The sequence below is a fragment of the Vibrio sp. 10N.261.51.F12 genome (genome assembly GCF_041471725.1).
Classification (GTDB): Bacteria; Pseudomonadota; Gammaproteobacteria; order Enterobacterales; family Vibrionaceae; genus Vibrio.
Genome location: NZ_JBFROV010000005.1, coordinates 95,874 through 120,290, shown reverse-complemented (window position 1 = coordinate 120,290; position 24,417 = coordinate 95,874). Strand labels below are relative to the sequence as shown.

Here is a 24,417-nt window from a genome sequence, read left to right as displayed (position 1 = left end):
GCTATATTTTGCATGGTTCGATCTTCAGTTGCCACCAAACGATGAGTCCATGTCAAAAAAAGCGAAAAACCTAGCCATCCTGCGTGTTATTCCGCTCTTATTGAGTGCAATTCCACTCTTATATAGTGTATCTGCCAACAGTGCAGAGGAGAAAATTTGCACTATTTACCCGCATTTAAAGGATTCATATTGGTTATCCGTCAATTATGGCATGGTTAACGAAGCGCAAGCGTTGAACATCGAGCTCAAGGTCTTGGAATCCGGTGGTTATCCAAATATTGACAAACAACGTCAGCAACTCAAATCATGTAAAGATTGGGGGGCTGATGCCATTATTTTAGGCACAGTGTCACCGACAGCATTCGAACACGACCTATCACAGTACACTGGTAGCATCCCTATTTTTGCGACCGTCAACCACCTCATTGTTGACGAAAATCAATCACAATACGTGAAAGGTGTCGTAGGAGTAGACTGGTATTGGATGGGCTATAAAGCCGGTAAATTTCTTGCATCGAAACATCCTAAAGGCAGTGGTCGCGTTGAGTTGGCACTTTTACCAGGCCCCCGCTCAAGCGGAGGTACTAAGCCAGTGATTGTAGGGTTTCGTGAAGCAATCAAGGATACGGATATATTGGTCACTGATACACTCTGGGCAGATAATGACAAGGAGTTACAACGTAACCTTGTGCAGCAAGTTATTGAAACCAGACCTAACTTGAAGTATCTCGTCGGCAGCGCCGTTGCCATAGAAGCGGCAATAAGTGAAGTACGCACGGCGAATCTCCAAGATCAAATCGACCTACTTTCTATTTACCTCAGCCATGGCGTATATCGCGGGTTGTTACGAGATAAAGTTCAATTCGCACCTACTGATAAAATGGTTGAACAAGGTCGTTTGTCAGTGCAACAAGCAACGTTTTATTTAAGAAGTGAGCCTTACGGTTATGATCTGGCACCAGGCATTGAAACCCTCACACCCGCTCACCTTAACCCAAATGCTATCGGTGAGTCTCTGTCTCCAACAGGCTACCGACCTATTTTTGACGTCCAACCCCATTAATCATCACACTTGTTATTCTACACAATTGATTGAAGATTCAAGGACGTTTAACATCGACGTTAATTGTTAATCGATTTCATTATTAAGGACTTGGCATTCTAACGAGGCAATAACGGATATTGTCTCTCATAGAATGCTAATAATCAGGAAATAATCCATGCAGAAAAAAATACGTACTATGCCCGCTCACAAACACATTGCGCTTGTTGCTCATGACCATCACAAGCCAGAGCTACTGCGTTGGGTTTTAGAAAATAAAGATAAGCTACAAAGCCACTTCCTGTATGCAACAGGAACCACAGGCAATATGTTAAGCAAGGATACTGGTCTAGCGATTAAAAGTATGATTAGTGGCCCTATGGGCGGCGACCAACAAATTGGAGCGCTTATATCTGAAGGTAAATTAGACATGCTTATTTTCTTCTGGGATCCACTCAATGCGGTGCCTCATGACCCAGATGTGAAAGCACTACTAAGAATTGCCAGTGTTTGGAATATTCCTGTCGCAACCAACCGTGCGACAGCCAACTTTCTGTTTGAGTCTGATTTATTGGGCAAAGAAGTGGATATCGAAATCCCAGATTATGAAGCTTACTTAGCAGAACGTGTTTAACTGTCTCATAGAATACAATTAATTAGCGTCTTTGTGACTGGTACTGGTCCGCAAAGCACTCGTCGCTATAAGTAAAAAAGGAGTCCAACTGGGCTCCTTTTTTGTTTGCATTCGCTATGTTGATAATCAATTGTTTTAAGCGTGAAGATAACCTGTCGCCATAAGGTAAATTGATATCGCCGCCATTATGACCAGTGCGATCTCAAAGACCTTGTCCTGCACGGCATACACGCGCTCTCCTGATTGAATTCTATCAGCATGGGTATAACGGAAAAAAGGGATGCCAATCGCGTATAAAATCGTCGCCATCAGCAAATACTCTACACCTGCCGCCGTGATCAACCAAACACAAAACGCCGCAGACAACGCCGCGATGATCGCCACGCGCTTGGAGTTTTTATGCCGACCAGAGTGATCATTTATAGCAATCTTAAGTAAGTATAAGCTACTCAGCAGGTAGCACGGTAGAACCATCACAGAAGCGATATTAATTGCGGCAAGATAAACGTTTTCAAACAGTACTACCATCAATACCAGTACTTGCATGAAGCTCGTCGACATATTGAGCGAAGCCGAAGGTGCTCCATTGTCGTTCGTTTTGCTCAAAAAACGTGGGAACTCGCCTACTCTCCCGGCTTCAAATGGCACCTCAGCCACCAGCATCGTCCAAGCCACTAGAGCGCCAAAAACGGAAACCAACACACAAATATTCACTAACAGCCTACCCCATGGTCCAACAGCGTGCGCCAACAATGAAGCAGCAGACGGATTGGATAATTGTGCTAGTTCCGCTTGCGGCAGTATTCCATAGGCTAGCACAGAGATAAGTGTGTACATGGTAATCGCAACTAAAAAGCCAATGAGTGTTGCTTTACCAACATCCGACTTTTTCTTTGCTTTGCCAGATAACACGACCGCACCCTCAATACCAACGAAACACCATAAGGTGACCATCATGGTACTTTGTATTTGAGAAAACACCGTGCCAAGATTGTTTTCCTCACCCCAAACATCTACTACCATACGATCAGAATCAAACGTCGCGAACAGGATGCAAATGATGAGTGTCAATCCCATCAACTTACCGATTGTGGAAATGACATTAATAAGAGAAGACGCTTGAACGCCTCGCAATGCGATAAAATTCATTAACCACAAAAGACTTGAGCAAAGTACAACGGTTTCAACACCATGCTCCAGCAAGACTGGGAAAAATAAACCCAATGAGTCATTAATCATCACAGAGAGCGCTACGTTCCCCATGCAACTCATGATCCAATAACCCCACGCTGATTGGAATCCGACAAACTCTCCAAACCCGGCTTTAGCGTAAGAAAAAATCCCAGAGTTGAGGTCCGGTCTACGTTCAGATAGTTGCTTAAACGTTGTGACTAACAGCAGCATACCAACACCAGTGATCACCCACGCCAATACGACCGCACCCAAGGATGCACTTTCCGCCATATTCTGAGGAATGCTGAATATTCCACTTCCGATCATTGACCCAAATACGATGGCAATGAGTCCAATCAAACCCACAGAGTTCTTTTTCATTCTTAATTCTCAATAAAAAAAGCAGCCGCCCCGAAGTGAAGCGTCTGCTTTATGTTCTTATGGATTATTATATGCATTAGCCATGCATATTCAACACATAACCATGATGATTGCGTTAAGTTATAAAACTTAATCTCGAATTGGTTAATATTGTTAGCATATTAATTCAATAACGTTTCAATTACTCATTAACGTTAGCCTATTGAGGTATATCGTCGCCCGTAATTAACGGAGTCGTAACGACAATACTTGTTAATTAACGTTGCCCAAGTGATTCAAGAGTACACGATTCACTTCACTGGCTCGTTCGTATTGCATCGCATGACCGGCACCATCCATTTTAATGAATGTCGTATTATGTCCTAACAGTTTTTGCACGCGAGGCGCATCTTCAATCCCAATCACCTTATCGCTGCTACCCCAAATTAACAATTTTGCAATCGGTGTTTTGCCAACGGCCTCAAAATCCGGCGTAGGATCTTGAGTAATCAAATACCGTCCGGTGCTTATAATCGCTCGCCTAAACCCTTTATACTGCATCTGGATACGGAATGTCCTTTGCCAATTAGGAAAGCGACTGGGATCGGTAAGATCGTTAAGCTGATTTTTTGGCAAATTAGGAACGAAGAACGAATACCCTAGCCACTTCCCTAAAAATGGGACAGTCAACGGTCCAATATCAATGGGTTGGTTGAACGGTGCGATGTACGCAACACTTAAAACAGTGCTCGGGTATGTTGCTATATAATGGGATGTAATGGCTCCGCCCATTGAGAGCCCTACAATATGAAACGAGGCGCTACCAATCAGCTCACTTGTGAGCTCACGAATTTGTTCCACGAACAATGCTTTGTCATACTTAACAGATGGTCGAGAGGAATAACCCCGTCCATATAAGTCAAACGTAAGAACGCGATAACCCCGAGTAACAAGGGCTTCTACGTTGTTGTCCCACATATAATATGGGGCAGAAAAGCCATGTACTAGCACAACGACGTGACCTTCAGGGACACCGACTAGTTGATAGTGAACCGAACCATGCTTCAACTCGATAAACTGTCCAGGTGCTTGAACCCTATTAACGGCATTTAAAGGATACTTTTCTTTGTTACGTAACCAAGGCAGTAAGAGAATAATTACAACAACAATCAACCCTACACTCAACATTAATACGTCACTATTCAACACACTACTTCCCACAATACGATTACCCTCAATCTTGAACACCGATAGTGTAAACACTTTTATGTGTGGGCGAGCTTAGAGCGTTGTGTCTTCTGTTGAGTACCCTAATACAATGGTGATGGATGTATTGGCAATTGAAATACAACGTCGCTTCAAAACACTGGAAATAAAAAACGCCCCAAGGAAGAGGCGTTTTTTGACAAAACTATGAGCGATATATCGTCACTATTTTCGTTCTACATGAGGTTTTGCATCTCATGCAACAGCTTTTCTCGACGCACGGGTTTAGGTACATAAGCATCCATACCAGCATCGAAACACTTCTGAATATCGTCATCAACGACACTTGCGGTTAAGGCGATGATAGGCGTAGGTCTGATGCCCTGTTGCTTTTCAAAGCTGCGTATATCTTTTGTGGCCGTAAACCCATCTTTGACGGGCATCATGCAGTCCATCAATATGACATCAAAATGAGGGTCACTTTGATAGGCTTCAAGCGCTTGCTGACCATCGTTTGCAATCACATAAGCATAGCCAGCTTTTTGCAGGTGTAATGACGCGACTTTCTGGTTAACCATGTTATCTTCAACCAATAAAACACGAATTGCGCTCTCAACGGCATCAGCCTTAAGAGGCTCGCTCTTCGCCATCGAATCATCAAGCAAAGAGGCGTTGTCTTTTAAGTTGTCGATATTATCTTGCTTAACTTCAACAGCACTTATCAGTTTCTGCTTGAGGATCTCAGCTTTAAAGGGCTTAGGAACGTAATCATCCATACCCGCATCAAAACATTTTTGAATATCATCATCAACCACACTGGCAGTGAGCGCGATGATTGGTGTCTTGGGGAGCTTACCTTTATTTTCATGATCTCTAATGACTTTCGTTGCATTAAAACCATCCATCACAGGCATCATACAATCCATTAACACGGCGCTGTAATTTTTACCCGATTTGTAATGCTCTACCGCTTCAAGTCCATTGTTAGCCACATCATACTCATAACCCAACTTTTTCAGATGCAAACTGGCCACTTTTTGATTAACCAAATTATCTTCGACTAACAGCACAAATATTTTTTGTTCTGTTTGGTTTATTGGTGTAATGATCGACAGCCCCTGCTCCAATACCTTACAACAAGATTCGATCGATTTTAAAAGTCGATTACCAAGGAGCGGATAGGTGATTAATGAGCTGATATTTCTTCCGAAATCTCTATTTACACCTTCGAACTGTCGAATCATACAAAGTGCTGAGCTGCCAGAGTTTAGCTCAGGGAAGTAACGTTCATCCTGTTCAGATGACACACCGCCACCTTCTACATATATGACGATATTCTTCTTGTCAGACATCCCGCGTTTCGCACTCTGAATATCGGGATAAACATGGGCAAGCTCTAAATTGTAGAACGACAGGTCACGCTTAATTCGTTCCTCATATACGCTATCCTGACACACCATAATCAACTCGTCATATTCTAACTCGTGACGGTGTTGATACTGTTTTTCGTCGATAGGTAGGTCGAGTTCAAAGTAAAAACAACTGCCTTCTCCTTTGACTGAATCCAGTTCAATATGTCCACCCATGAGCTCAATCAATTGAGTACTGATTGCCAGTCCTAAACCCGTCCCACCGAACTGTCTTGTCGTTGAGTCATCTTCTTGCGCAAATGCTTCAAATATATTGGCTTGACGATCTTCATCGATGCCAATCCCAGAATCTCTCACATCAAACCGCAATGAAGCAATATTGTCTTTCTCGCCAAGGTGATAGACACCGATAGTCACACTACCTTCGCTGGTAAATTTAACGGCGTTAGACATAAAATTCATTAACACTTGGCGCATGCGGTGATCATCCGCAAGAACTCGAAATGGCACACTGCAATCGATATCAACATTGAGTTTAATGCCCTTTTCTTTCACTTTAGGGGCCACTATCGATGCAATATCGTAAATCGTTTCTCGTATGGAAGTTGAATGAGGGTTTATCTGCAACATACCCGATTCTATTTTCGAAAAATCCAGTATGTCGTTAATCAAGCTTAATAATAGGTGTGACGACGTTTCAATCGTATCAACGTAGTCTTTTTGTGTTGCAGTCAGTTCAGTATCCGACAGTACTTCTGAGATACCGATGACGCCATTCAGCGGTGTTCGTATCTCATGAGACATGTTAGCCAAGAAGCTACTTTTCGCTTTACTTGCCTGAATTGCATCTTCTTTCGCTCGTTCTGCATCTTCTTTGGCTTCAAGTAATCGTTTTTGGCTTTCTTGTCGTTCCAAGGTTAAACGCTCTACTTCTAAAGCGAAACGGCTTAACTCATCATTTCCTCGTACACGGTCGCTAAGAGGTACCTGCTCATCTTGATCACCACGCTCAAGATACTTCAATACCATATTTAAGTTTTTAATCACACGATGAGCGAGACTTATACCCGTTACAATAACGAGCGCGGTTAATAACCCAATGCCAGCGAAAAATGCGGCACGCGTCTGCTCAAAAGTCGCGACCAATCCACGAATTTCTTCACGTAACTGGACTTCAATTGAGTCAGCAACTGATTGTAAAAGGTTAAGCCTTAATGCCAATGCACTAAGACCGGTACTCACTTCGTTTTGGGGCAACGCTACGGAAGGATCGGAGGCCAATAACAACGAGCGAAATTGACTCCCTTGCTCAAAAGCACTATTGGAAAATGTATTGAGAAGTAAGGTGACTTGTTTTTCATCAGCGTTGATAGCCACAAACCGCTCAACAAACAGTTGCTGACTTTGCGTTAAGCTACGAATTTCCTCTTTGATAGCTTCAACGTTACCTTGATTGGCTTCTGCGTTAATAAGTTGCAAAATTTGCCATATTTCTTCATCTGCCCAGAACATCAACCATTCTAGCTGTGCCAACGCGGTCATGTGTCCATCTACGGCTGAAATAGTGCCCCTATAAGGGGCTTTTTCAAGGAACAGTAAAATTTGCTTATAAGTATCAACCTGCCATTCCACAACTTCATTTTTTTCTTCGGCATCGACGACATCAACTAACGACGAAATGCTTTCTTGATAGTCTGAAACTAACCCTTGTAGGTGTTCGAGGTTTTCACCTGTAAATAATGACTCAGACAGCGAATTGAGTTGTTCGACTTGTAAAGTCGTTTCCGCAGGTTCATTAGATAAGCGCGCTGCGTTCGCATTAGATTGAAGATCTGAGAGCACTTGAGAGAAAAGAACCAACCCTTCAACTTTTTCTAAATCAGAGAGTTGGTGGTTCAAGGTGTTAACTTGCCTAGAAGCCAAATAAAGAATTAACAACACTGGCAGAATTACTAGGGCGGATATTTTATGCTTTACCGATAAGCTATTCCAATAGTTTAACATCACCATTCCATTGCCAAACAAAAGTTTAATTAATACTAAGTCTAGAACAGGATTGGTGACCTTCTACTCAATTGACAAATTTTTTGTATATATATGAGCTTAGAGGTGTTTAGATTAAAATCTATGTTGTGGTTTGACCGCAAATTTCACTCTCAGGATCCAAATATGCGTTCAGCTTTTTTAGCTGTCTGTCAAACGTTGATAAATACTTAACAAGCACATCATGTCCGCAACCCGGTGTGGTCGCATCAACAATCTCATTTAAGACTTGGATCGCCGTCTGTAATTCTTGATCGTAAGGATGTGTTGAATACAGCCTCAACTGCTGTAACGCGGCCTTTGCAATTGACAATGGCTTTTCCCTAATACTCCACTCTGGCTTCGAGAATACCTGTGACTTAATGCCTTCTAAATACACTCGATACGTGGTCAGTTCATCTAATGCTAAGAACATTTGTCCTTGTCGCGTTTTGTGAGGATATGGAACCGCGATATGGTCATTGATGTCATACGAAAGCGAAATACACACGCCTTGCGATTCACAGCGCATTTTTAACAAGCGCAATAAGCCCTGAGCATCGAGATATTTCTGTATTTCGACTAAACGTCTGAGATGGTAGTCATTAGATAACAACCGCACGGGAATGTGCCCGCCACGTGCGATTAATTGACTTTCAATAAGAACGCGCGATAACTGTTCAATATTTTCAACGGTGTTTGTTGACTTCTCTTCCAGCAACACGGCCCCAACACGACCCGGCTGAGTATCCGCCATTAAAGAAACAAAAGCGGCATGCATAGCACTGGCCTCAGAAACCGATTGATTGTGAGTTACGCCACCACAGAACGCAACAATAGTCCTAGAACAATCATGCGTCGAAACATAGTTCACCAGTGCTGTTACACGCGACATTCCCTCATCAGTCAATTGGTCTCGATTAAGGCGCTTGCCAAGAACCAACACCAACTCTTTAAATGCCATTTTATTCACTGCTCGTTACTTCACTAAACAATTTCCCAACTGTGTGTCATTTCGACGCCAGCCCCTAGCATAAGGCAAACCGAGCAGTACTTCTCCAACGAATCTTTTGCTACCTGAGCAACAATAGCCGGGTCTAGATCCTCGCCACTGACCTCAAAATGGATGTTAACCTTAGTAAAAATTTTTGGTGCTGTATCACGACGTTCCGTTGTCAGTTTTGCGACACATGATGTGGCCGTTTGATTAGCACTTTGCAGCCCATCCACGACATCGACTGAGCTACAACCGCCCGCAGCCATTAAAACCATTTCCATCGGGCTTGGGGCGGTTTTACCTCCACTTCCGTCCATGACAATCGAGTGGCCGGATTGAGATTCACCTAAAAATTTAAATCCGTCGATCCATTTCACTTCTGCTTGCATATAAACCTCTAAATACTATCTGATTCGTTGTTGCCTGAATTAAGCGACGGTGAGGCCAAAAGCCCGACCATGCAAAGATAAACGTTCCTATCAATACAACTGATTTAAACGTTTATTGCAAGGAGGCATCTGACAAAACTACGCCCTTACTGCGCGCTTACAATGACAAGATAATAACCTGTGGTGAGATTTTTTGAAATTTTTATCCACGCTGCCGTGTCTTATGAGATGAATCACACGATGTTTAAGCGATTGAGGTCCTTATGAAAACACTTCCCAAAATATTATTCGCTGCGTTGTTAGCAACGCCTCTGCTATTTCTAATGACCAGTCAGCCTGGCAATGCAGATTCAAGTAATCCAAGCAACGCATCTAATACAGAGGTGGCGACACTTGCAGGAGGCTGTTTTTGGTGTACAGAATCCGATCTAGAAAAGCTCCCAGGAGTGTTAACGGTAGTTTCCGGATATGCTGGTGGCGATGTAGCAAACCCGACCTATAGACAAGTGTCTAGTGGCAAATCGGGGCACATTGAAGTAATCCAAGTGACTTACGATTCGGATGCTGTTTCATATGAAGAAGTCTTAGATCAATTCTTTAGACACATCGATCCGACCGACAGTAAGGGGTCTTTTGTTGACAGAGGGCCACAATATCGCCCTGCTATTTTCTATCACAATGACGAACAACTTAAAATCGCCGAATCTTTCATGGCAGACATCGAATCATTGGGCATTTATAAAAAACCGCTGGCGACCGAATTGATTGCTTACACTAAGTTCTGGCCAGCAGAAGAGTATCACCAAGATTATTACAAAAAAAGTAGCCTGAAATACAAGTACTACCGTTACAACTCTGGACGTGACCAATACCTTGACGAAATATTTGGTGATGACCGTACTGATATGCCAGTGACACTGCGTATGCTTATTGACGAAAACAATGGCAACGCTAAGCAATACACAAAACCAACAGATGACGTGATTAAGAAAACATTAACCGCTATTCAGTATGATGTGACCCAAGAAGATGGGACCGAACGTCCTTTTGATAATGAATACTGGGATAATAAACAGGAAGGTATTTATGTTGATGTTGTCACAGGAGAACCCCTATTTTCTTCGACGGACAAATACAAATCGGGTACAGGTTGGCCTAGTTTTACCAAACCAATCAACGACAAATACGTGGTGACTACCACCGACTTTAAGCTCATTTACCCAAGGACTGAAGTACGCAGCCGTGTTGGTGACTCTCATCTAGGACATGTCTTTAAAGATGGTCCAAAGCCAACTGGATTACGGTATTGCATGAACTCGGCAGCAATGAAGTTCATTCCAAAAGCGAAACTAGCACAAATGGGTTACGACGAATTCTTACCTCTATTTAAGTAAACCGTTGCGCCTGGGTAACCTGTGATGGTAAAAAACAATAAGCCCTCTGTATCATCACCCGCTTATGACAGGAATAAGATAAACAAAAACCTAAGCGATACTTGAACAATCGAGTGTCGCTTTTTTATTCATTTACCTACGTTGTAAGTATTACCCATGTATCTACAACGAACTCCGTGCTTAACCGTTCAACGTTTTAATTAACAAAAAATCCATGCGAATGTCTATCACATATAGTATAAGTCCTGTAATTTCTTATAATTACATCTGTAACGTTATCTAATAGTGCGACGTTAACGGTATCTCGCTCAAGGACCCACATAACTTATGAACAGTTCTATGGACGCATTTCAGCAGTACATCCAATCTTTCGGATACGACTGGATGAGTAATGTTTTATTGATAACGGCGGCTAGTTTCATCGCCTGGGTAGCATGGCGTATCATTTATCGCCGTTTAGAATCCCTCGCCCAGCGCACGAACTTAGAGTGGGACGACCTTCTGATACGAGCAGTCCAAACCCCTATTAGCATTCTGATATGGCTTTGGCCTGCCACCATATCGATAGGGTTGATCATTGCAACTTATTCTAACGCCGATACAAAATGGATCGGAAAGGTCGATTTACTGCTGGTCATAGCAACCTTTATTTGGGTATCGCTCCGCTTAATTCAAAATGTCGAAGTACACGTTTTGGCTCAAAAGAAACGAGATGAAACGACGGTACAAGCCATTTCCAAAGTTGCTCGGTTGCTGTTCATTACGCTCGGTGTACTCACCGTTATGCAATCGCTAGGGTTAAGTCTCTCTGGGTTGCTTACGTTCGGTGGCGTTGGTGGTTTAATCGTTGGTTTGGCAGCAAAAGATCTCTTATCCAACTTTTTTGGCGGTATGATGATTTACTTCGACCGCCCATTCAAAGTCGGCGATTGGATCCGTTCTCCAGATCGAAACATCGAAGGTACGGTTGAGCGTATTGGGTGGCGCATGACCATCATTCGTACGTTTGACAAACGCCCGCTTTATGTTCCTAACTCAGTATTCAGCAACATTGTGGTAGAGAACCCATCACGAATGCTAAACCGACGCATTTATGAAACGGTGGGGCTACGTTATGACGATAGCGATAAGGTAAGTGCTATCGTGGCTGACGTTAAGTCTATGCTAGAGAATCACAAAGATATCGACAGTAAACAAACATTGATGGTGAACTTCGACACCTTTGGACCGTCTTCCCTGAACTTTTTCATCTATGCCTTCACCAAGACAGTTAACTGGGCAAGATTTCACGAAGTAAAACAAGACGTACTACTCCAAGTCATGGTCATCATCCAAAAACACGATGCTGATATCGCCTACCCAACACAAACGTTGAAGATAGACTCAGGCCCTTTAATGACAGAGCCTGTCTCAATTGAAGCACAGCATATCACTCACCAATAGCCTGATTTATTAGGTTATTTTTCCATTACTAAATCTTTCAATTAATGCCTAGACTTAGCGCCATTAATTGAAAGATTCTCTGACTTACACAACACTAATAATAAGCATAGCAACCGTCCGTGCTCGCGATCCCCCCGTCTCGTATGCTTTATCCTTTGAGCTGCATCGCTTGGTATTTTTCAGACTTAGTGCGACCTTTATGTTGCTTCATTGTCACCTCAACGGAACGACCGCCGTTAGTCACAGTGTAACGAATAACGTGTCTTAGATGATTATCGCTGCGGTTAATCTCACGAGCTTCTAATTGAACCGTTTTAGATCCTCGGTTTAAATCACATCGATAATCCCAATCACTATTGGCTTTCTTCAAAGACAGTAATACACGCGTCCCCTTACCTGCTTGGCTGTTTATAACGCGCGGGCTCTTGTCGAGCGCTAGCGCCAGTCCTGCTTTACACAGTTCTTCGTTGGAAAAACCCGCGGCTTGCGCTTGGGATATTGAGACTATCCCGATTAATACAATTATTGGCGTTGTCATTGTTTTTAACACGCTCATTTTACGTCCTACCTAGTTATAAACTCATGAAATTAAAACACGCCGTACGGTTAACTGCAAATAAAAAAGCCTTTGACGTGAAATCAAAGGCTTCATGTTTTCTATTTTAATTACGCATTGCGACGGGCAACAACAGCGTCCGCGAGCTGGCGTAGTACAACCTCAGTATCTTCCCAACCTATACAAGCGTCCGTAATGGATTGACCGTAAGTTGGAGCAACACCATCGACTAAATCTTGACGGCCCTCAACCAGGTGTGACTCAATCATAACCCCAAAGATAGCGTCTTCACCGTTTGCTAACTGCGAGGAGATATCCTCGGAAACGACTTTTTGACGTGAGAATTGCTTTGAGCTGTTAGCATGGCTGAAATCAATCATAACTTTCGTCGGCAAGCCAGATGCGTTTAGCTCTTCTTTTATTGCAGACACGTGCTGCGCACTGTAGTTAGGCTCTTTACCACCACGTAAAATAATGTGGCAATCTGGGTTACCCGCAGTTTCAACAATAGCTGAATGGCCGTATTTCGTCACAGATAAGAAATGGTGAGATGAACCCGCAGAACGAATTGCATCGGTTGCAATCTTAATGTTGCCGTCTGTACCATTTTTAAATCCTACTGGGCATGAAAGTCCCGAAGCCAATTCCCTGTGTACTTGAGATTCAGTAGTACGAGCACCAATCGCTCCCCAGCTGATAAGGTCCGCGACATACTGCGGTGTAATCATATCTAGGAATTCACTTGCGGTTGGCATACCCATATCAGTCAGGTCCAATAAAAGTTTACGACCCATACGTAGACCATCATTAATTTTAAATGTGTCATTCATATGAGGGTCATTGATTAGCCCTTTCCAACCAACGGTAGTACGTGGTTTTTCAAAGTAAACTCTCATTACAATTTCAAGGCGATCACCCAGTTCGTCTCGCAGTGTCTTAAGACGCTTGCCATATTCGACAGCAGCCTCTGTATCATGAATCGAGCATGGACCCACGATAACCAATAATCGGTCGTCTTCGCCTGTTAAAATATTATGAATAGCTTGGCGTGCATTAAACGTTGTTGAAGAAGCAACATCACTCGCAGGAAACTTCTCAAAAACTGCAACTGGTGGCAATAGTTCTTTTACTTTATTAATTCTTACGTCATCAGTTTGAAACATCGCTTACTTCTTCCTATTCGTAGTATCTATACTGCATATATATTCGGTCACTTTTCCTTTTTCAGACCGACTTCATGCTCTTTCCATGTAACTTATCGTCTTAAAACGCTTTGTGCAATCATTAATTATCTTTAAAGGCAATATTTCTGCATATTAAATAATTTACACACAGTGTAAACAAAAAATTACACCTCATAACCTTATGAATTAAAACAAAACATTCACTTTAATTCTGCATGTATTACCTTATTCATATAAAGGTAAGTTGTCTACTTCAATCAATTTTACGTGCTTATTGCGTGACCAATTTCAAATTTACCCTCGCTGTCAATGAATTGATCGCGGCGATAATATCGGTGTTAACCTATTTTTTCATATGGCGAGTTCATCGTGTCATGTTACGCTCAACCCACTCTATGAATGAAAATAAAGCGTCGATGTTACCAAGTACTTCACTACCAGCAACGTATTATGTAGACAACTTTTTTAAGTTGCTGACACATGTCGAATCTTATTATATGGATTTACTCAACGGTGATGAGGTTCATTGGCTACAGCGGTTTAAAAGCTTAACTAAAAACAGTCAATGTCTTTTGGTTCGCATGTTAACGCGTAAAGGCGAATGGTTTCGAAGTGACAAGCTTTACTATGATGAGATTGGTGAGCCAAGTAAATGGCTGCAAGAGTTGGCGGGCTGCGGTTTTGTAGCCATTAACCAAACGATGCAAGCCGACATTCTGGCTCAAGAGTTACTGACTAAGCCAGAACTGATTCGAACCTACCCGTTCATCAGCCCGCGGTTAAAAAAGTCAGAGCAAATACTCGCCCTTTCTCAATATGATATTAGTGCTAAGCCATCACTTAACTTTGACGTCATTCAGCTTTTGGATGCCAATCATTACCGTCTAATGTGCCAATTATTTTTCGGAAATGGGCGTCAGGACCTCAGTCAGTTTGTTTTGGCTGACCTCGGCCTACAAAACTTTGAAGATTACGTACTTACCTCCTCTATTCGGTATTTTAAGTGCCGCGACGACGTTGATACCGCCCTCCTACTGAGTAAACTATACGATCATTACTATCAATCTAAACTGAATCCTGTCGAGACGTTACATCAGCTGATCGCTCTATTGCCGGATGTTAAGACTCATCATGATTTAGAACGGCGTAGACAAAAGCTCATCAACCTCATCGCTCGTGATTTCGAACGCCACTCTCACGCCTTCGATTCGCTAGCACTCTACGACAAAACAACGCAACCGCCTTCTCGCGAACGTAGAGTACGTTTACACCTTGCACTTAACACGCCAGAAAAGAGCTGGCCAATTATAACGTCTATGCTGAATTCACCTCTTGATATTGAAGAGTATGAGGTTGCATTAAGGCTTAAACCTAAGATTCAAAAGGCGCTTTCGTTACCACAAGATAAACGCGTCATTATGTGCCAACCGACTCGGCATCTCGAGATGGACCTAACAAAGGCAAGCGTTGAGCTAGCGGTAAAGCACTATATGGAGTCAGAGGGCTGGGAGGTGTTTTACCTCGAAAATCATTTTTTGAACACTTTGTTTGGGCTGTGTTTTTGGGACATCATTTTTAGTCCAGTCGATGGCGTATTTATCAACGCTTATCAACAACAACCACTCGATCTTTATCAGCCTGACTTTTCATCACGTCGTCGCCGCTTACTTGATGAAAGACTTAACGTTATCGAATGCTCAGGGGTTACTCCGTTCCTGTGTCTTGCAGATTCTAAACGTGGGATAAGCAACCCATTCGTTTATTGGCCTTACGTAGACGAGCGTTGGCTTAAACTTGCCGAACAAACAATCGATGGTCGACTGCTTCGCCAACTGTTCACGGTAATGCTGAAGGATCTTAAAAAATTCAGAACTGGCATGCCCGATCTCATCGCATTTAAAGATGGGCAATTCATGTGGTGTGAAGTGAAAGGACCGGGAGATAAGTTACAAGGTAACCAAAAACGTTGGATGCAGGAATACGAACAATTAGGCGTCGCTTATCAAGTTTGCTACGTCACTCACATGGAATAGGCCGTGCATTGATTAACGAAAACCTCATACGAAATAAACTAGATAATAAAAAAGCCAGTGACATCACTGGCTTTAAAAACTCTAAATCGAAAAATTAGAAGTGGAGGTGTATAACCGATACGGCAATACAAGCAGGTCGTCGAACCCCTTCTATCTCAACGCGAATTTCACGCTCAATTTCCAAGCCTTTTCTGATTGGAGTTACCTTTAGCAAGGTACTCTTCGCGCGTAGGTTGCTCTCAGCTTTGACGGGATACGGGAATCTCACTTGATTCAGACCAATATTGACCATCATTTTTGCTGTTGGAAACATTGGTTTATTCGCATCAACACTGTCCGTCAGTGCTGGTAATAGCGAAAGCGTAAGAAAGCCGTGAGCAATCGTAGTTTTGAATGGCGATTCAGCCGCTGCACGCTCAGGATCCGTATGAATCCACTGGTTATCCTCAGTGACTAAGCCAAATTGATTAATGCGGTCTTGCCCTACATTCAACCAATCGCCTTCATGAATAACCGTTCCAATTTGGTCTTGTAGCTCTAAATACAATTTTTGTGCATCAGGCTTTAATACTATTTCCGGAGTAAGATCGGATGCATCAGGTTCATTTACCGCTGGCTTATGGTAGTCTCTAACCCAAGCAAGAAAATTGCGGTTTTGTGTCTTATCAACGAACTCCGACCAATACTCACGAAGCGCAGGCGACATCCATTGCATAAGCTCAGACTGATGCTTGATAGAATCAGCGCTTTGTTTAAACAATTTTACCACTTTCATATTGACCTCAGATTACAGTCTTTCAAAACTAACTGTAATATTTTGAACCAGTTCACAACTCTGTGCAAACTCTTTTGAGCTAACACGCGTATTCTGAACAGTGTTTTATATTTAAAATTCAATAAGTTAGCTAAAAAAACAATATTTTATTAGTTTGTGACCGATTTCATATAGCAACGATTTGAAAGCATTATCGTGTGTTTCAGTTCTTAAAATGGCAGATTTGGTTATTCAAAGTACAAAGTGATTATGATTTAAGCAAACAGTTCGTTCTGGTCACATTTACGCTTTACAGTACCTAATCATATGAATATTATAAGCGCCAACAACGGAGAGATGGCTGAGTGGTCGAAAGCACCGGTCTTGAAAACCGGCAAGGGTTAATAGCCCTTCTAGGGTTCAAATCCCTATCTCTCCGCCATATTCTAAAACGCATTAAGCCCTTGAATTTCAAGGGCTTTTTCGTATCTAAACATTGCAAATCCCCTATCTTCTCCGATGAGGTGGACCAATGTACCTTTTAAAATCTACAAACGGCTTATATTTCTCTCGCGTTTGCACTCCTAAACCCCTTCTGAAACAGGGTTACCCGTTCGATATTAAAGTTTCGCTCATGACCAAAGATCGTCATGTGGCTATCCAGCGTAACTTTGATATCGCAGCTTGTATCAAGCAAGCGTTCTTTGCGTGCCAAACATTACACCCTATTCCATACAAAGACTTCAAATCCGCGCTTAACCAGCGTATTCAGGCTATTAGAGAGCAGTCTTTCTACATCATCCCGTCGTCGCCACCAAGACCGATTCAAAAACCTGTTGTTGCAAAGCCAACTGTTTTCGACACTGATGTCGATTTTGAGGATGAGTTTGGATCAGACCTTCCTGAAGGTAGTACTAGCGAAGATGTGCACAACCCTTTTCCGTATCGAGGCTATCTGAAGCTCTTCATTGATAGTAAAAAAGCATCACGGGTTAATCATTTAACCTGCCATCAACTAGAGCAACGTATTAATCACTTTATTCAGTACACAGAGAAGCACTACATCGCAGAAGCAACGTCCGCTGATATCATGCGTTATCTCGATGTGCTCAATAGTGAAAAACGTGCTCCAAAAACAAACAAAGACTACTTCGCCTCGACAAAACAATTCCTAAAATGGTTAAACATCATGGGTTACGCTTCGCCAAATCCAGCAGAGTCCATCACGGGTAAATTCAAAGCAATAAAACATGCTAGTGAAGAGCGAGATCGCTGGACACAAGAGGAGCTTCAATTTCTCTTTGCTCACCCTGAGTACCTTAGAAAAAATGACGACTTTAAATGGGTCACACTGCTTCAGCTTTATCATGGTTTGCGCCCGAATGAAGCATGTCAGCTGCATACAAACGATATTAAGCATCAAGGTGGTATCTGCTACCTTTCCATTACAGACAATGCTTCTAAGCAGCATTTAAAGAATGAGCATGCTGTTAGACCCATCCCGCTGCACTCCGAGATTTTAGCGAACGGGTTTATTGAGTTTGTTGAGCAGAGAACCAAGCGTCGTAATCGTGCAATTTTCAACTTTGTTCCGTTTGGGAGAGATGATGACTGGTCAAAACACTACCGAAGTGTGTTCGGAAAAATGCAGACCAAAATAGGCATGAAACCTGGCAAGCGCCCAACTCCCTATGGTTTACGCCATACGTTTATTGATGAGCTAAAGATCGCTCGTATTTTAGATCATGAAGTAGCAGAGATCGTCGGACATGTTAATGCGAACATGACGTTTGGTCGATACGGAAAGAAACTTGAACTGCCAAAACTGCGAGTAATCGTCAATGCATTCAAAGTGAACCTTGACGGGGAGAAATCGTAATGACTCGATTAAACAATCACTATCGTACTCAACTCATCAATGCTCTACAGAATGGGGCGAGTTATCGTGACACGCTTGATTTGTCTTACTTTCTTCATCAGGGTATCACTCAAGCTGAAATCGGTATTATTGACTATGTATGCGATCAACTAACTAAGTGCCCGTGGCTCGAAGAGCTTGATTTTATAACCGAAAGTCTTTCATCTAGGCAATGCAATATCGTCCTTGGTGGATTCGAGAACTTCAAAGCACTACTAGGCATTAAAGACTACTCATTTATAGATTGGCTTGAACAGCAAGATACAACCAACGGGTTAGCAATTCCCTACTTTCTTTATCAAAAGTTCGCGAGTGAGATTCGACAATATTTCATGACAGGCAAACGGCTTCAGCACTATTTGAAAGTTGTACTCAGCAGCGAGCATCAATTCCAGTACATAAACGTTCACGATGTCGCTGAATGCGTCATCCCCGCGACAGACATAGAAGCTGCTGTTGCCACTATTGTTTTGCGTCACTCACAAATACAAATCACTTGATACAACGCGAAGTATTCTGGAGATTGAAGATAAGACCACTAAACAAGTCATATCCATCGAAGTAAAGTGCCTAGCCAGTAAATTTAACGAACGCACTGACTTGTCTGTTTGTGTTATCGACGATACGACACCTAAAAAAGGAATGCCAAAATTACGCAACATCACGCTTTTGCAAGATTTAGCTAGTACTTAATTGGTTATTGAATTGGCGAGGCTTGCCTCGCCTACTCGGAGGAGCAACACATGAAAATTGAACATATTGATAGGAACATAAGGGCAAGATTACTTCAGTTATTTGAAGGTGATAGGCTAATGGCGGAAGAGTGGCTCACAACACCGAAAGTTGTCTTCAATAATGAAACACCGCTGGATGTTCTAGATACGCCACAGGGACACCACAAAGTACTGGAAGTCATTAGTAGAATTGAGCTTGGTGACTTATCTTAACTGGCACTAATGCAATGAGGGCAACCAATGCAAGCACCAACCTTAGATAGCATAGAGTTCAACTTCAATGATTACGATCTAGGCTTAGAGCGTTACGTCAGAGGTATTTGGGAACTACAGATGCTAAGGTTTCATGTTCTTGATGAACAACTCGATTCTTCTCTAGTCGACGAAATCAATCGAATTAACGAGTCACTTGGTATTACGGTTATAAGCATTGATTTAGTTGAGCTTACCGACTTATATGCTGAGTCTGAAGAGCTTAATGAGGCGATTGAGCAAAGTGAGCATCCAAAATGGCTTTGGCTTCATGGCGTCGATGCTTTGAAAGATACTAATTGTGCTGGATGGTTACGGTCACTTTTGACCGTTCGCTCGGTAGAGAACGTGCGAGTTGTCTTTGTTGCGCATTCTCAAAAGGATCTTCACGCGGTATTTCATGACATAACAACCCCGTTTTTTCAATCGACGATTCCCTTAGATGTCAGCTTTAGTAGGCCATCAAAGTAACGGATGCATAGGTCGGCTTTGTTACTTAATTCGGTGAGAAGATATGGCAATCCAATATTGTTCAGCTCTTGACCAATATACTAAGTTTCACGCATACCAAAGTTAGCTTTCTCGCTGCCTGCGATGCGCAACCAGTCTCTTCCCAACATATGAGTACGCTAGAATCATCCCTGCAAACAGACCTAAGCCAACGCCCAGCAGAAGAGCAAGGTTGTTGTTGATGAAATCTATCATGTCCAATTCTTCCTACTTAGTCGAATCACTTTCTAAGCATACATCAACTGAGACCGAACTCAACAGAATCGCTTGATGATCACACAGCTGATAAAAACCGAACTGACACTTTTCTGGACGTAAATGATTTATGAGGCATTGCCTTAAATTACTTGCATCAGATTGGAAAAAGTATTTTGAAACCTTCAACGCTTGTGAGGTGACTTAACTAAAACTATTCAAGGTTGGTCTGTAACTTACACTGACTCAAATAAAATTAAGAAGAAGATACATCTAGAACAAACACATCAATAACCCCTTTTAATTCAGTAGGTAAAGTTGACTCAATAGATAGCTTCAGCTCCTGAGCACTAGTTATGCCATGTTTTTTAGAGTTAGCTACCATCTCATCAGTGCCAAACCAAAAAACTAGATAGATACCTTGCTGTTCCGCATCTGGATGAATTGAATATCGCTCATAAAGTTGAGTTGAAGCGGCACTATATAGTTCTTTATGCCATTGCCCTTTAGCTTCAATGACAAGCAAGCAGCGGCGTCCTCCTAACAATTTAGTAGCCGTAATATCTATACGGTTTTGACTCTTAGTCTAATGCTCTTTCACTATAGAAATATCCTTAGCCCTAAGACTGGTACTAAGGTACTCAGCAACTATGTTGACAGATTCGACTTCGCCTAATCGCCTAAGTTTGCCTTGTTTATCTCTCGTGTAGAAGCGACTAGATGTGTTGAACTCACCGCCCAAGATTTGCCTCTGATAATCATCTAACTCCTGAACAATTTGTTGACGTAGACCTTCAACTGTAACCACTGCACCATTATCGAGAAAACCCACAACCTCTCTCATTTCAGGAGGCTCAAAGTCTCGTAACGCGTGAACCGCTAACCACAACGATCTAGTCTTTAGCCAAGTTCCAAGGTAGTAGCGCTTCTATTTACTCAAGATTTTCAGCGTAGGGTAGCTGAGTAAGAAGGGTATGTAGGTAGTTGTATGGTTCCAGTCCGTTCAACTTAACAGTTTCAGCCAAACTGTAGCAGACAGCACTTGCTTTGGCACCTTGTGATATATCGGAGAACAGCCAAGCCTTGCGACCGACCACGGACGGATAGCATTTTCAGCCGTGATGTTACTGATACGCAGCTCGTGATGACCTGAGTAAACCACCAGTTTCGACCATTGGTTGAGCGTATAGTTGTAGTGACTCCTGTTGATCAATTTGGAATCTGTAACTATGTTGATAGTGATGAACTATTCACCACTATAGAATATTCTTGGAGACTCTACGATGCACAAAGGAAAACTAACGCGTTATTTCATTGGGTTGATTTTTGCTTTCAACCTCACTTTGGCCAACGCTGATGGTCAAGACCAAACTACGCAGACCTTAGAGGTTGCTCAGGCGTTCTTAATGGCTGCTGGCTCGGGTGACATGGACAAGCTAAAAGAATTGATGGCCGATGATTTTGTTTGGCATAATGAAGGTGACTCACAAATCCCTTGGATCGGCACATGGGAATCAAAGAAAACCGTTCTTGAAACCTTCCTGCCACGCTTTGGTGCAGGCTTAAAGGTAACCAGCTGGACAACTGACTACAGCTTTGTGAATGGTGACCAGGCTGTGTTTATGGGTACGATGAGTGCGATAGCCAATGAAACTGGAAAGGATACTGGTGTATTCAGTTGGGCCGTTCGTGTACATGTTGAGGATGGCAGTGTTAAGAGTTGGAACTGGTTCGAGAACAGCTACGCAGTTTCTCTGGCCTATCATGACAAAAATTAGGTCTTCGTTCTCGAGTCATCACTCTCAGTGGCAGTTTATATATACCACTGAGAGCGTTGAAAACACGTTAAAACTTACCGCCGTTTACCCATTCCACCTTAGGTGGCACAAGCTCTTGATTAACCCACAACTCTCTTATTTTACCCCCCTGCAAACTGAAAATATCAAAACGAGCGATCTCTTGACCTTCTTGTTTTACTCGACTGAAAGCGACAACAAAGTTGCCTTGTCCGATGATCTTAAAGACGTGGTCATAGCTACCAACATAGTCATCAAACACGCCAACCCCCTTTGAAGCATGAACAACTAGCTCATCTAGATCAATGTAATCGGCTAGCCTTTCACGGTGTCCTAACACCATTACATCGCACAAAAAATTGCGCACGGTTTCTTTATTGGTATCCGTCTTCTCAAGATCATGGATCTCCGTTGGTCCGTTGACCGCATCATTGCTAGAGCCAACAATAGGCTCAAAAGCCGAGATTACATCCCAATGTTCAATAATTTTGTCCAGGTTATCAGTATCGAATAGATCCGTGGTCACCCATTTTGCGTCACCATTGTTGATGTCCTGATATGCCTGTAAAAACACATACTGACCATCAACGATAGAGCGAACAATCTGAATATCCCTAATCGGGCAACGCACCAAAAAGGGCTCGAAGAATTCAATAAAGCCTTCGATGCCATTCTTCACACCGGTACTATGTTGCGTATAGCGTCGGCCTGTATTATCTCTCACAGCCTGTTGGATATTGCCATCACGGATACCATCGAGATAAAGGTTAGATGCACTCTTTAGTTTTTTGCTCATTCACAATCACCATCTTAAAGTCGGATGTTCTCACAAAAGTAGACCCCCACTACATTTTTTGCAACTTCTGTACATCAGATCACTTATCTGCCGAGTCACCCTCTTACATTAGAGAATATCGGTCTGAAATGGATTAGCAAATTTGACCACATAGTTAGATGCTCTAGGCATGACGAAAACTAAGTCAAATTGCGAGGATTGAAATCAGGTTCAACACCGAGCTAGCTCACTTTGGAGCATAAATAACTCAGCACTTGCCTCGTTGACTCGAAGGTCTACTAGACGAAGAAAGTATCGTTCGTGATGGTTTAATCAACATGCAAAACAAAAAAGCGAGCCACTTGGGCTCGCTTTTCATTATCTGATTTTCTTAGAATCTATTACAGTAGTTCTACCGACTGCTGAGCAATCACAAATTCTTCATTGGTTGGGATAACCATAGCCACCGCACCCAAAAGCTCAGACTTACCTACGATACCAGCAGCACCGAAGCGCGCGTCTTCGTTACCCTTCTCGTCTTCGACAAAGCCAAGCAATTTAAGGTTACGCATGATTTCACGACGAATTGGTAGTGAGTTTTCACCAATACCACCGGTGAAGATAACCGCGTCTAGGTGATCTAGAGGAATCAAGTAAGAACCAATGTACTTCGCTACACGGTATGTGAAGACTTCAAAGGCAAGCTTAGCACCTTCATGACCGTCTTCCATCGCCTCTAGCACGCCACGAGCGTCAGAAGTAATGCCTGACACACCTAAGAAGCCAGACTTCTTGTTTAGTGTCTCAAAGACCTTCTCTTGGCTCCAACCTTTCTTCATCAAGAATTCAATAATGCCTGGGTCTAAATCTCCGCAACGCGTACCCATCATCAAACCAGATAAAGGAGTGAAGCCCATAGACGTATCGACACTCTCACCATTACTAATTGCACAAACAGACGCACCATTACCAAGGTGAACCGAGATAAAGCTCGATTGTTCTACTGGCTTGTTGAGCATCTTCGCCGCTTCACGACTAACGAAGTAGTGACTTGTTCCATGGAAACCGTAGCGACGGATGCCGTATTCTGTGTACAACTCATTTGAGATAGCGCCAGTGAACGCCTTCTCTGGCATTGTTTGGTGGAAAGCAGTATCAAATACAGCGAATTGCGGAAGCGCTGGGAATGCTTCAATAGCCGCGCGGATACCAATGGCACCTGCTGGATTATGCAGCGGAGCAAGGTCAGCAAGTTTTTCAATTTCTTGTGTCACCGTCTCGTCGATGCGAACCGTCGAAGTGAATTTCTCACCACCGTGAACAATTCGGTGGCCAATCGCGACGATGTTATCAGAAAAACCTAATTCTTCAGTTAGGCCAACCAACTTACCAATAGCAAGTTTGTGGTGGTTACCTTCACCTTCAACGGCAACTTCGGTTTTTTGTCCATTAAATTTCCAAGCCATGCGTGCATCAGGCAAACCGAAACACTCACCTAACCCACTTAATACAGCCTCTCCACTTTGAGAATCGATGACGGCGAATTTAAGAGATGAACTACCGGAGTTGATGACGAGAACAAACGAATCAGACATGAAAATGTATCCTGTTGTTGAGCGAAAAGGGGAAAGAAGCCTTCCCATATAATCTTATTGTATTATTCAATAATTTTTGAATCTT

25 protein-coding genes and 1 tRNA gene are annotated in these 24,417 nt (G+C 42.7%); 11 read left to right on the top strand and 15 right to left on the bottom strand.

All coding sequences use genetic code 11. The features are described from left to right. Window positions 1–49 precede the first annotated feature (49 nt). A complete protein-coding gene (gene torT / locus AB4405_RS03160) occupies window positions 50–1,063 on the top strand; it encodes a TMAO reductase system periplasmic protein TorT (RefSeq protein ID WP_372059598.1) in 1,014 nt (337 codons plus the stop codon). Between the two features lie 157 nt (window positions 1,064–1,220). Then, window positions 1,221–1,676, top strand: a complete 456-nt coding sequence (locus AB4405_RS03155; RefSeq protein WP_372059597.1) for a methylglyoxal synthase — start codon at window positions 1,221–1,223, stop codon at window positions 1,674–1,676. Between the two features lie 135 nt (window positions 1,677–1,811). Here AB4405_RS03155 and AB4405_RS03150 read toward each other — a convergent pair whose 3' ends face one another. The 5 genes from AB4405_RS03150 to AB4405_RS03130 all read right to left on the bottom strand — a co-directional run bounded on the left by AB4405_RS03150 (window position 1,812) and on the right by AB4405_RS03130 (window position 9,193). Further along, the gene (locus AB4405_RS03150) at window positions 1,812–3,230 is read right to left on the bottom strand and encodes a basic amino acid/polyamine antiporter (protein ID WP_372059596.1); all 1,419 of its coding nucleotides are present in this window, start codon (window positions 3,228–3,230) and stop codon (window positions 1,812–1,814) included. Between the two features lie 252 nt (window positions 3,231–3,482). Then, complete coding sequence (locus tag AB4405_RS03145; protein ID WP_372059595.1) at window positions 3,483–4,418, bottom strand: alpha/beta fold hydrolase; 936 nt, start codon at window positions 4,416–4,418, stop codon at window positions 3,483–3,485. Between the two features lie 233 nt (window positions 4,419–4,651). Continuing rightward, window positions 4,652–7,792 (bottom strand): response regulator, encoded by a 3,141-nt coding sequence (locus AB4405_RS03140; RefSeq protein WP_372059714.1) that lies wholly within the window; start codon window positions 7,790–7,792, stop codon window positions 4,652–4,654. A 118-nt stretch (window positions 7,793–7,910) separates the two neighbouring features. Next, on the bottom strand, window positions 7,911–8,771 hold the full coding sequence (locus AB4405_RS03135) for a YdcF family protein (protein WP_372059713.1): 861 nt from the start codon (window positions 8,769–8,771) through the stop codon (window positions 7,911–7,913). Between the two features lie 23 nt (window positions 8,772–8,794). After that, complete coding sequence (locus tag AB4405_RS03130) at window positions 8,795–9,193, bottom strand: OsmC family protein (protein WP_372059594.1); 399 nt, start codon at window positions 9,191–9,193, stop codon at window positions 8,795–8,797. Window positions 9,194–9,456: 263 nt separating this feature from the next. Here AB4405_RS03130 and msrB point away from each other — a divergent pair, with 263 nt between their 5' ends. Continuing rightward, window positions 9,457–10,587: a peptide-methionine (R)-S-oxide reductase MsrB gene (gene msrB, locus AB4405_RS03125; RefSeq protein ID WP_372059592.1), complete on the top strand. Its 1,131-nt coding sequence runs from the start codon at window positions 9,457–9,459 to the stop codon at window positions 10,585–10,587. A 327-nt stretch (window positions 10,588–10,914) separates the two neighbouring features. Then, window positions 10,915–12,030 (top strand): mechanosensitive ion channel family protein, encoded by a 1,116-nt coding sequence (locus AB4405_RS03120; RefSeq protein ID WP_241903137.1) that lies wholly within the window; start codon window positions 10,915–10,917, stop codon window positions 12,028–12,030. A 148-nt stretch (window positions 12,031–12,178) separates the two neighbouring features. On the opposite strand, the gene AB4405_RS03115 is transcribed toward AB4405_RS03120, so the two are convergent. After that, a complete protein-coding gene (locus AB4405_RS03115; RefSeq protein WP_372059591.1) occupies window positions 12,179–12,586 on the bottom strand; it encodes a hypothetical protein in 408 nt (135 codons plus the stop codon). Window positions 12,587–12,696: 110 nt separating this feature from the next. Further along, window positions 12,697–13,749: a 3-deoxy-7-phosphoheptulonate synthase AroG gene (gene aroG, locus AB4405_RS03110; protein ID WP_102468599.1), complete on the bottom strand. Its 1,053-nt coding sequence runs from the start codon at window positions 13,747–13,749 to the stop codon at window positions 12,697–12,699. 299 nt (window positions 13,750–14,048) lie between these two features. Between aroG and AB4405_RS03105 the strand changes: the two genes are divergently transcribed. After that, a complete protein-coding gene (locus tag AB4405_RS03105) occupies window positions 14,049–15,803 on the top strand; it encodes a VRR-NUC domain-containing protein (RefSeq protein ID WP_372059590.1) in 1,755 nt (584 codons plus the stop codon). Window positions 15,804–15,897: 94 nt separating this feature from the next. On the opposite strand, the gene AB4405_RS03100 is transcribed toward AB4405_RS03105, so the two are convergent. After that, window positions 15,898–16,578, bottom strand: coding sequence for a MaoC family dehydratase (locus tag AB4405_RS03100; RefSeq protein ID WP_102468601.1), 681 nt, complete (start codon window positions 16,576–16,578; stop codon window positions 15,898–15,900). Window positions 16,579–16,908: 330 nt separating this feature from the next. On the opposite strand from AB4405_RS03100, the gene AB4405_RS03095 reads away from it, so the two are divergent. The 5 genes from AB4405_RS03095 (at window position 16,909) to AB4405_RS03075 (ending at window position 19,932) form a co-directional block, all read left to right on the top strand. After that, window positions 16,909–16,999, top strand: a tRNA-Ser gene (locus tag AB4405_RS03095). A gap of 192 nt (window positions 17,000–17,191) precedes the next feature. Then, entirely contained in the window at window positions 17,192–18,436 is a 1,245-nt protein-coding gene (locus AB4405_RS03090) for a tyrosine-type recombinase/integrase (RefSeq protein WP_372059589.1), read from the top strand. Continuing rightward, complete coding sequence (locus AB4405_RS03085; RefSeq protein WP_372059588.1) at window positions 18,436–18,975, top strand: hypothetical protein; 540 nt, start codon at window positions 18,436–18,438, stop codon at window positions 18,973–18,975. Before AB4405_RS03090 ends, AB4405_RS03085 begins: the two co-directional genes overlap by 1 nt. A gap of 243 nt (window positions 18,976–19,218) precedes the next feature. Next, window positions 19,219–19,422 (top strand): antitoxin Xre/MbcA/ParS toxin-binding domain-containing protein, encoded by a 204-nt coding sequence (locus AB4405_RS03080; protein ID WP_372059587.1) that lies wholly within the window; start codon window positions 19,219–19,221, stop codon window positions 19,420–19,422. 27 nt (window positions 19,423–19,449) lie between these two features. Continuing rightward, a complete protein-coding gene (locus tag AB4405_RS03075) occupies window positions 19,450–19,932 on the top strand; it encodes a hypothetical protein (protein WP_372059586.1) in 483 nt (160 codons plus the stop codon). Between the two features lie 102 nt (window positions 19,933–20,034). Here the strand turns inward: AB4405_RS03075 and AB4405_RS03070 are convergent, their stop codons facing one another. The 5 genes from AB4405_RS03070 to AB4405_RS03050 form a co-directional block, all read right to left on the bottom strand. Further along, window positions 20,035–20,166: a hypothetical protein gene (locus tag AB4405_RS03070; protein ID WP_372059585.1), complete on the bottom strand. Its 132-nt coding sequence runs from the start codon at window positions 20,164–20,166 to the stop codon at window positions 20,035–20,037. 256 nt (window positions 20,167–20,422) lie between these two features. After that, window positions 20,423–20,692, bottom strand: a complete 270-nt coding sequence (locus AB4405_RS03065) for a hypothetical protein (RefSeq protein WP_372059584.1) — start codon at window positions 20,690–20,692, stop codon at window positions 20,423–20,425. Between the two features lie 60 nt (window positions 20,693–20,752). Then, window positions 20,753–21,055 carry a hypothetical protein gene (locus AB4405_RS03060; protein ID WP_372059583.1) on the bottom strand — a complete coding sequence of 101 codons (303 nt, stop codon included), beginning with the start codon at window positions 21,053–21,055 and terminating at the stop codon, window positions 20,753–20,755. A 43-nt stretch (window positions 21,056–21,098) separates the two neighbouring features. Continuing rightward, entirely contained in the window at window positions 21,099–21,173 is a 75-nt protein-coding gene (locus AB4405_RS03055; protein WP_372059712.1) for a hypothetical protein, read from the bottom strand. Then, window positions 21,170–21,328, bottom strand: coding sequence for a hypothetical protein (locus AB4405_RS03050; protein ID WP_372059711.1), 159 nt, complete (start codon window positions 21,326–21,328; stop codon window positions 21,170–21,172). Before AB4405_RS03050 ends, AB4405_RS03055 begins: the two co-directional genes overlap by 4 nt. A gap of 121 nt (window positions 21,329–21,449) precedes the next feature. Between AB4405_RS03050 and AB4405_RS03045 the strand changes: the two genes are divergently transcribed. After that, window positions 21,450–21,944: a nuclear transport factor 2 family protein gene (locus AB4405_RS03045; protein WP_372059582.1), complete on the top strand. Its 495-nt coding sequence runs from the start codon at window positions 21,450–21,452 to the stop codon at window positions 21,942–21,944. Window positions 21,945–22,011: 67 nt separating this feature from the next. On the opposite strand, the gene AB4405_RS03040 is transcribed toward AB4405_RS03045, so the two are convergent. Both AB4405_RS03040 and AB4405_RS03035 read right to left on the bottom strand, forming a co-directional pair. Beyond that, the gene (locus tag AB4405_RS03040) at window positions 22,012–22,758 is read right to left on the bottom strand and encodes a hypothetical protein (RefSeq protein WP_372059580.1); all 747 of its coding nucleotides are present in this window, start codon (window positions 22,756–22,758) and stop codon (window positions 22,012–22,014) included. A gap of 380 nt (window positions 22,759–23,138) precedes the next feature. Continuing rightward, window positions 23,139–24,332, bottom strand: a complete 1,194-nt coding sequence (locus AB4405_RS03035; RefSeq protein ID WP_372059579.1) for an acetate/propionate family kinase — start codon at window positions 24,330–24,332, stop codon at window positions 23,139–23,141. Between the last annotated feature and the right edge of the window lie 85 nt (window positions 24,333–24,417).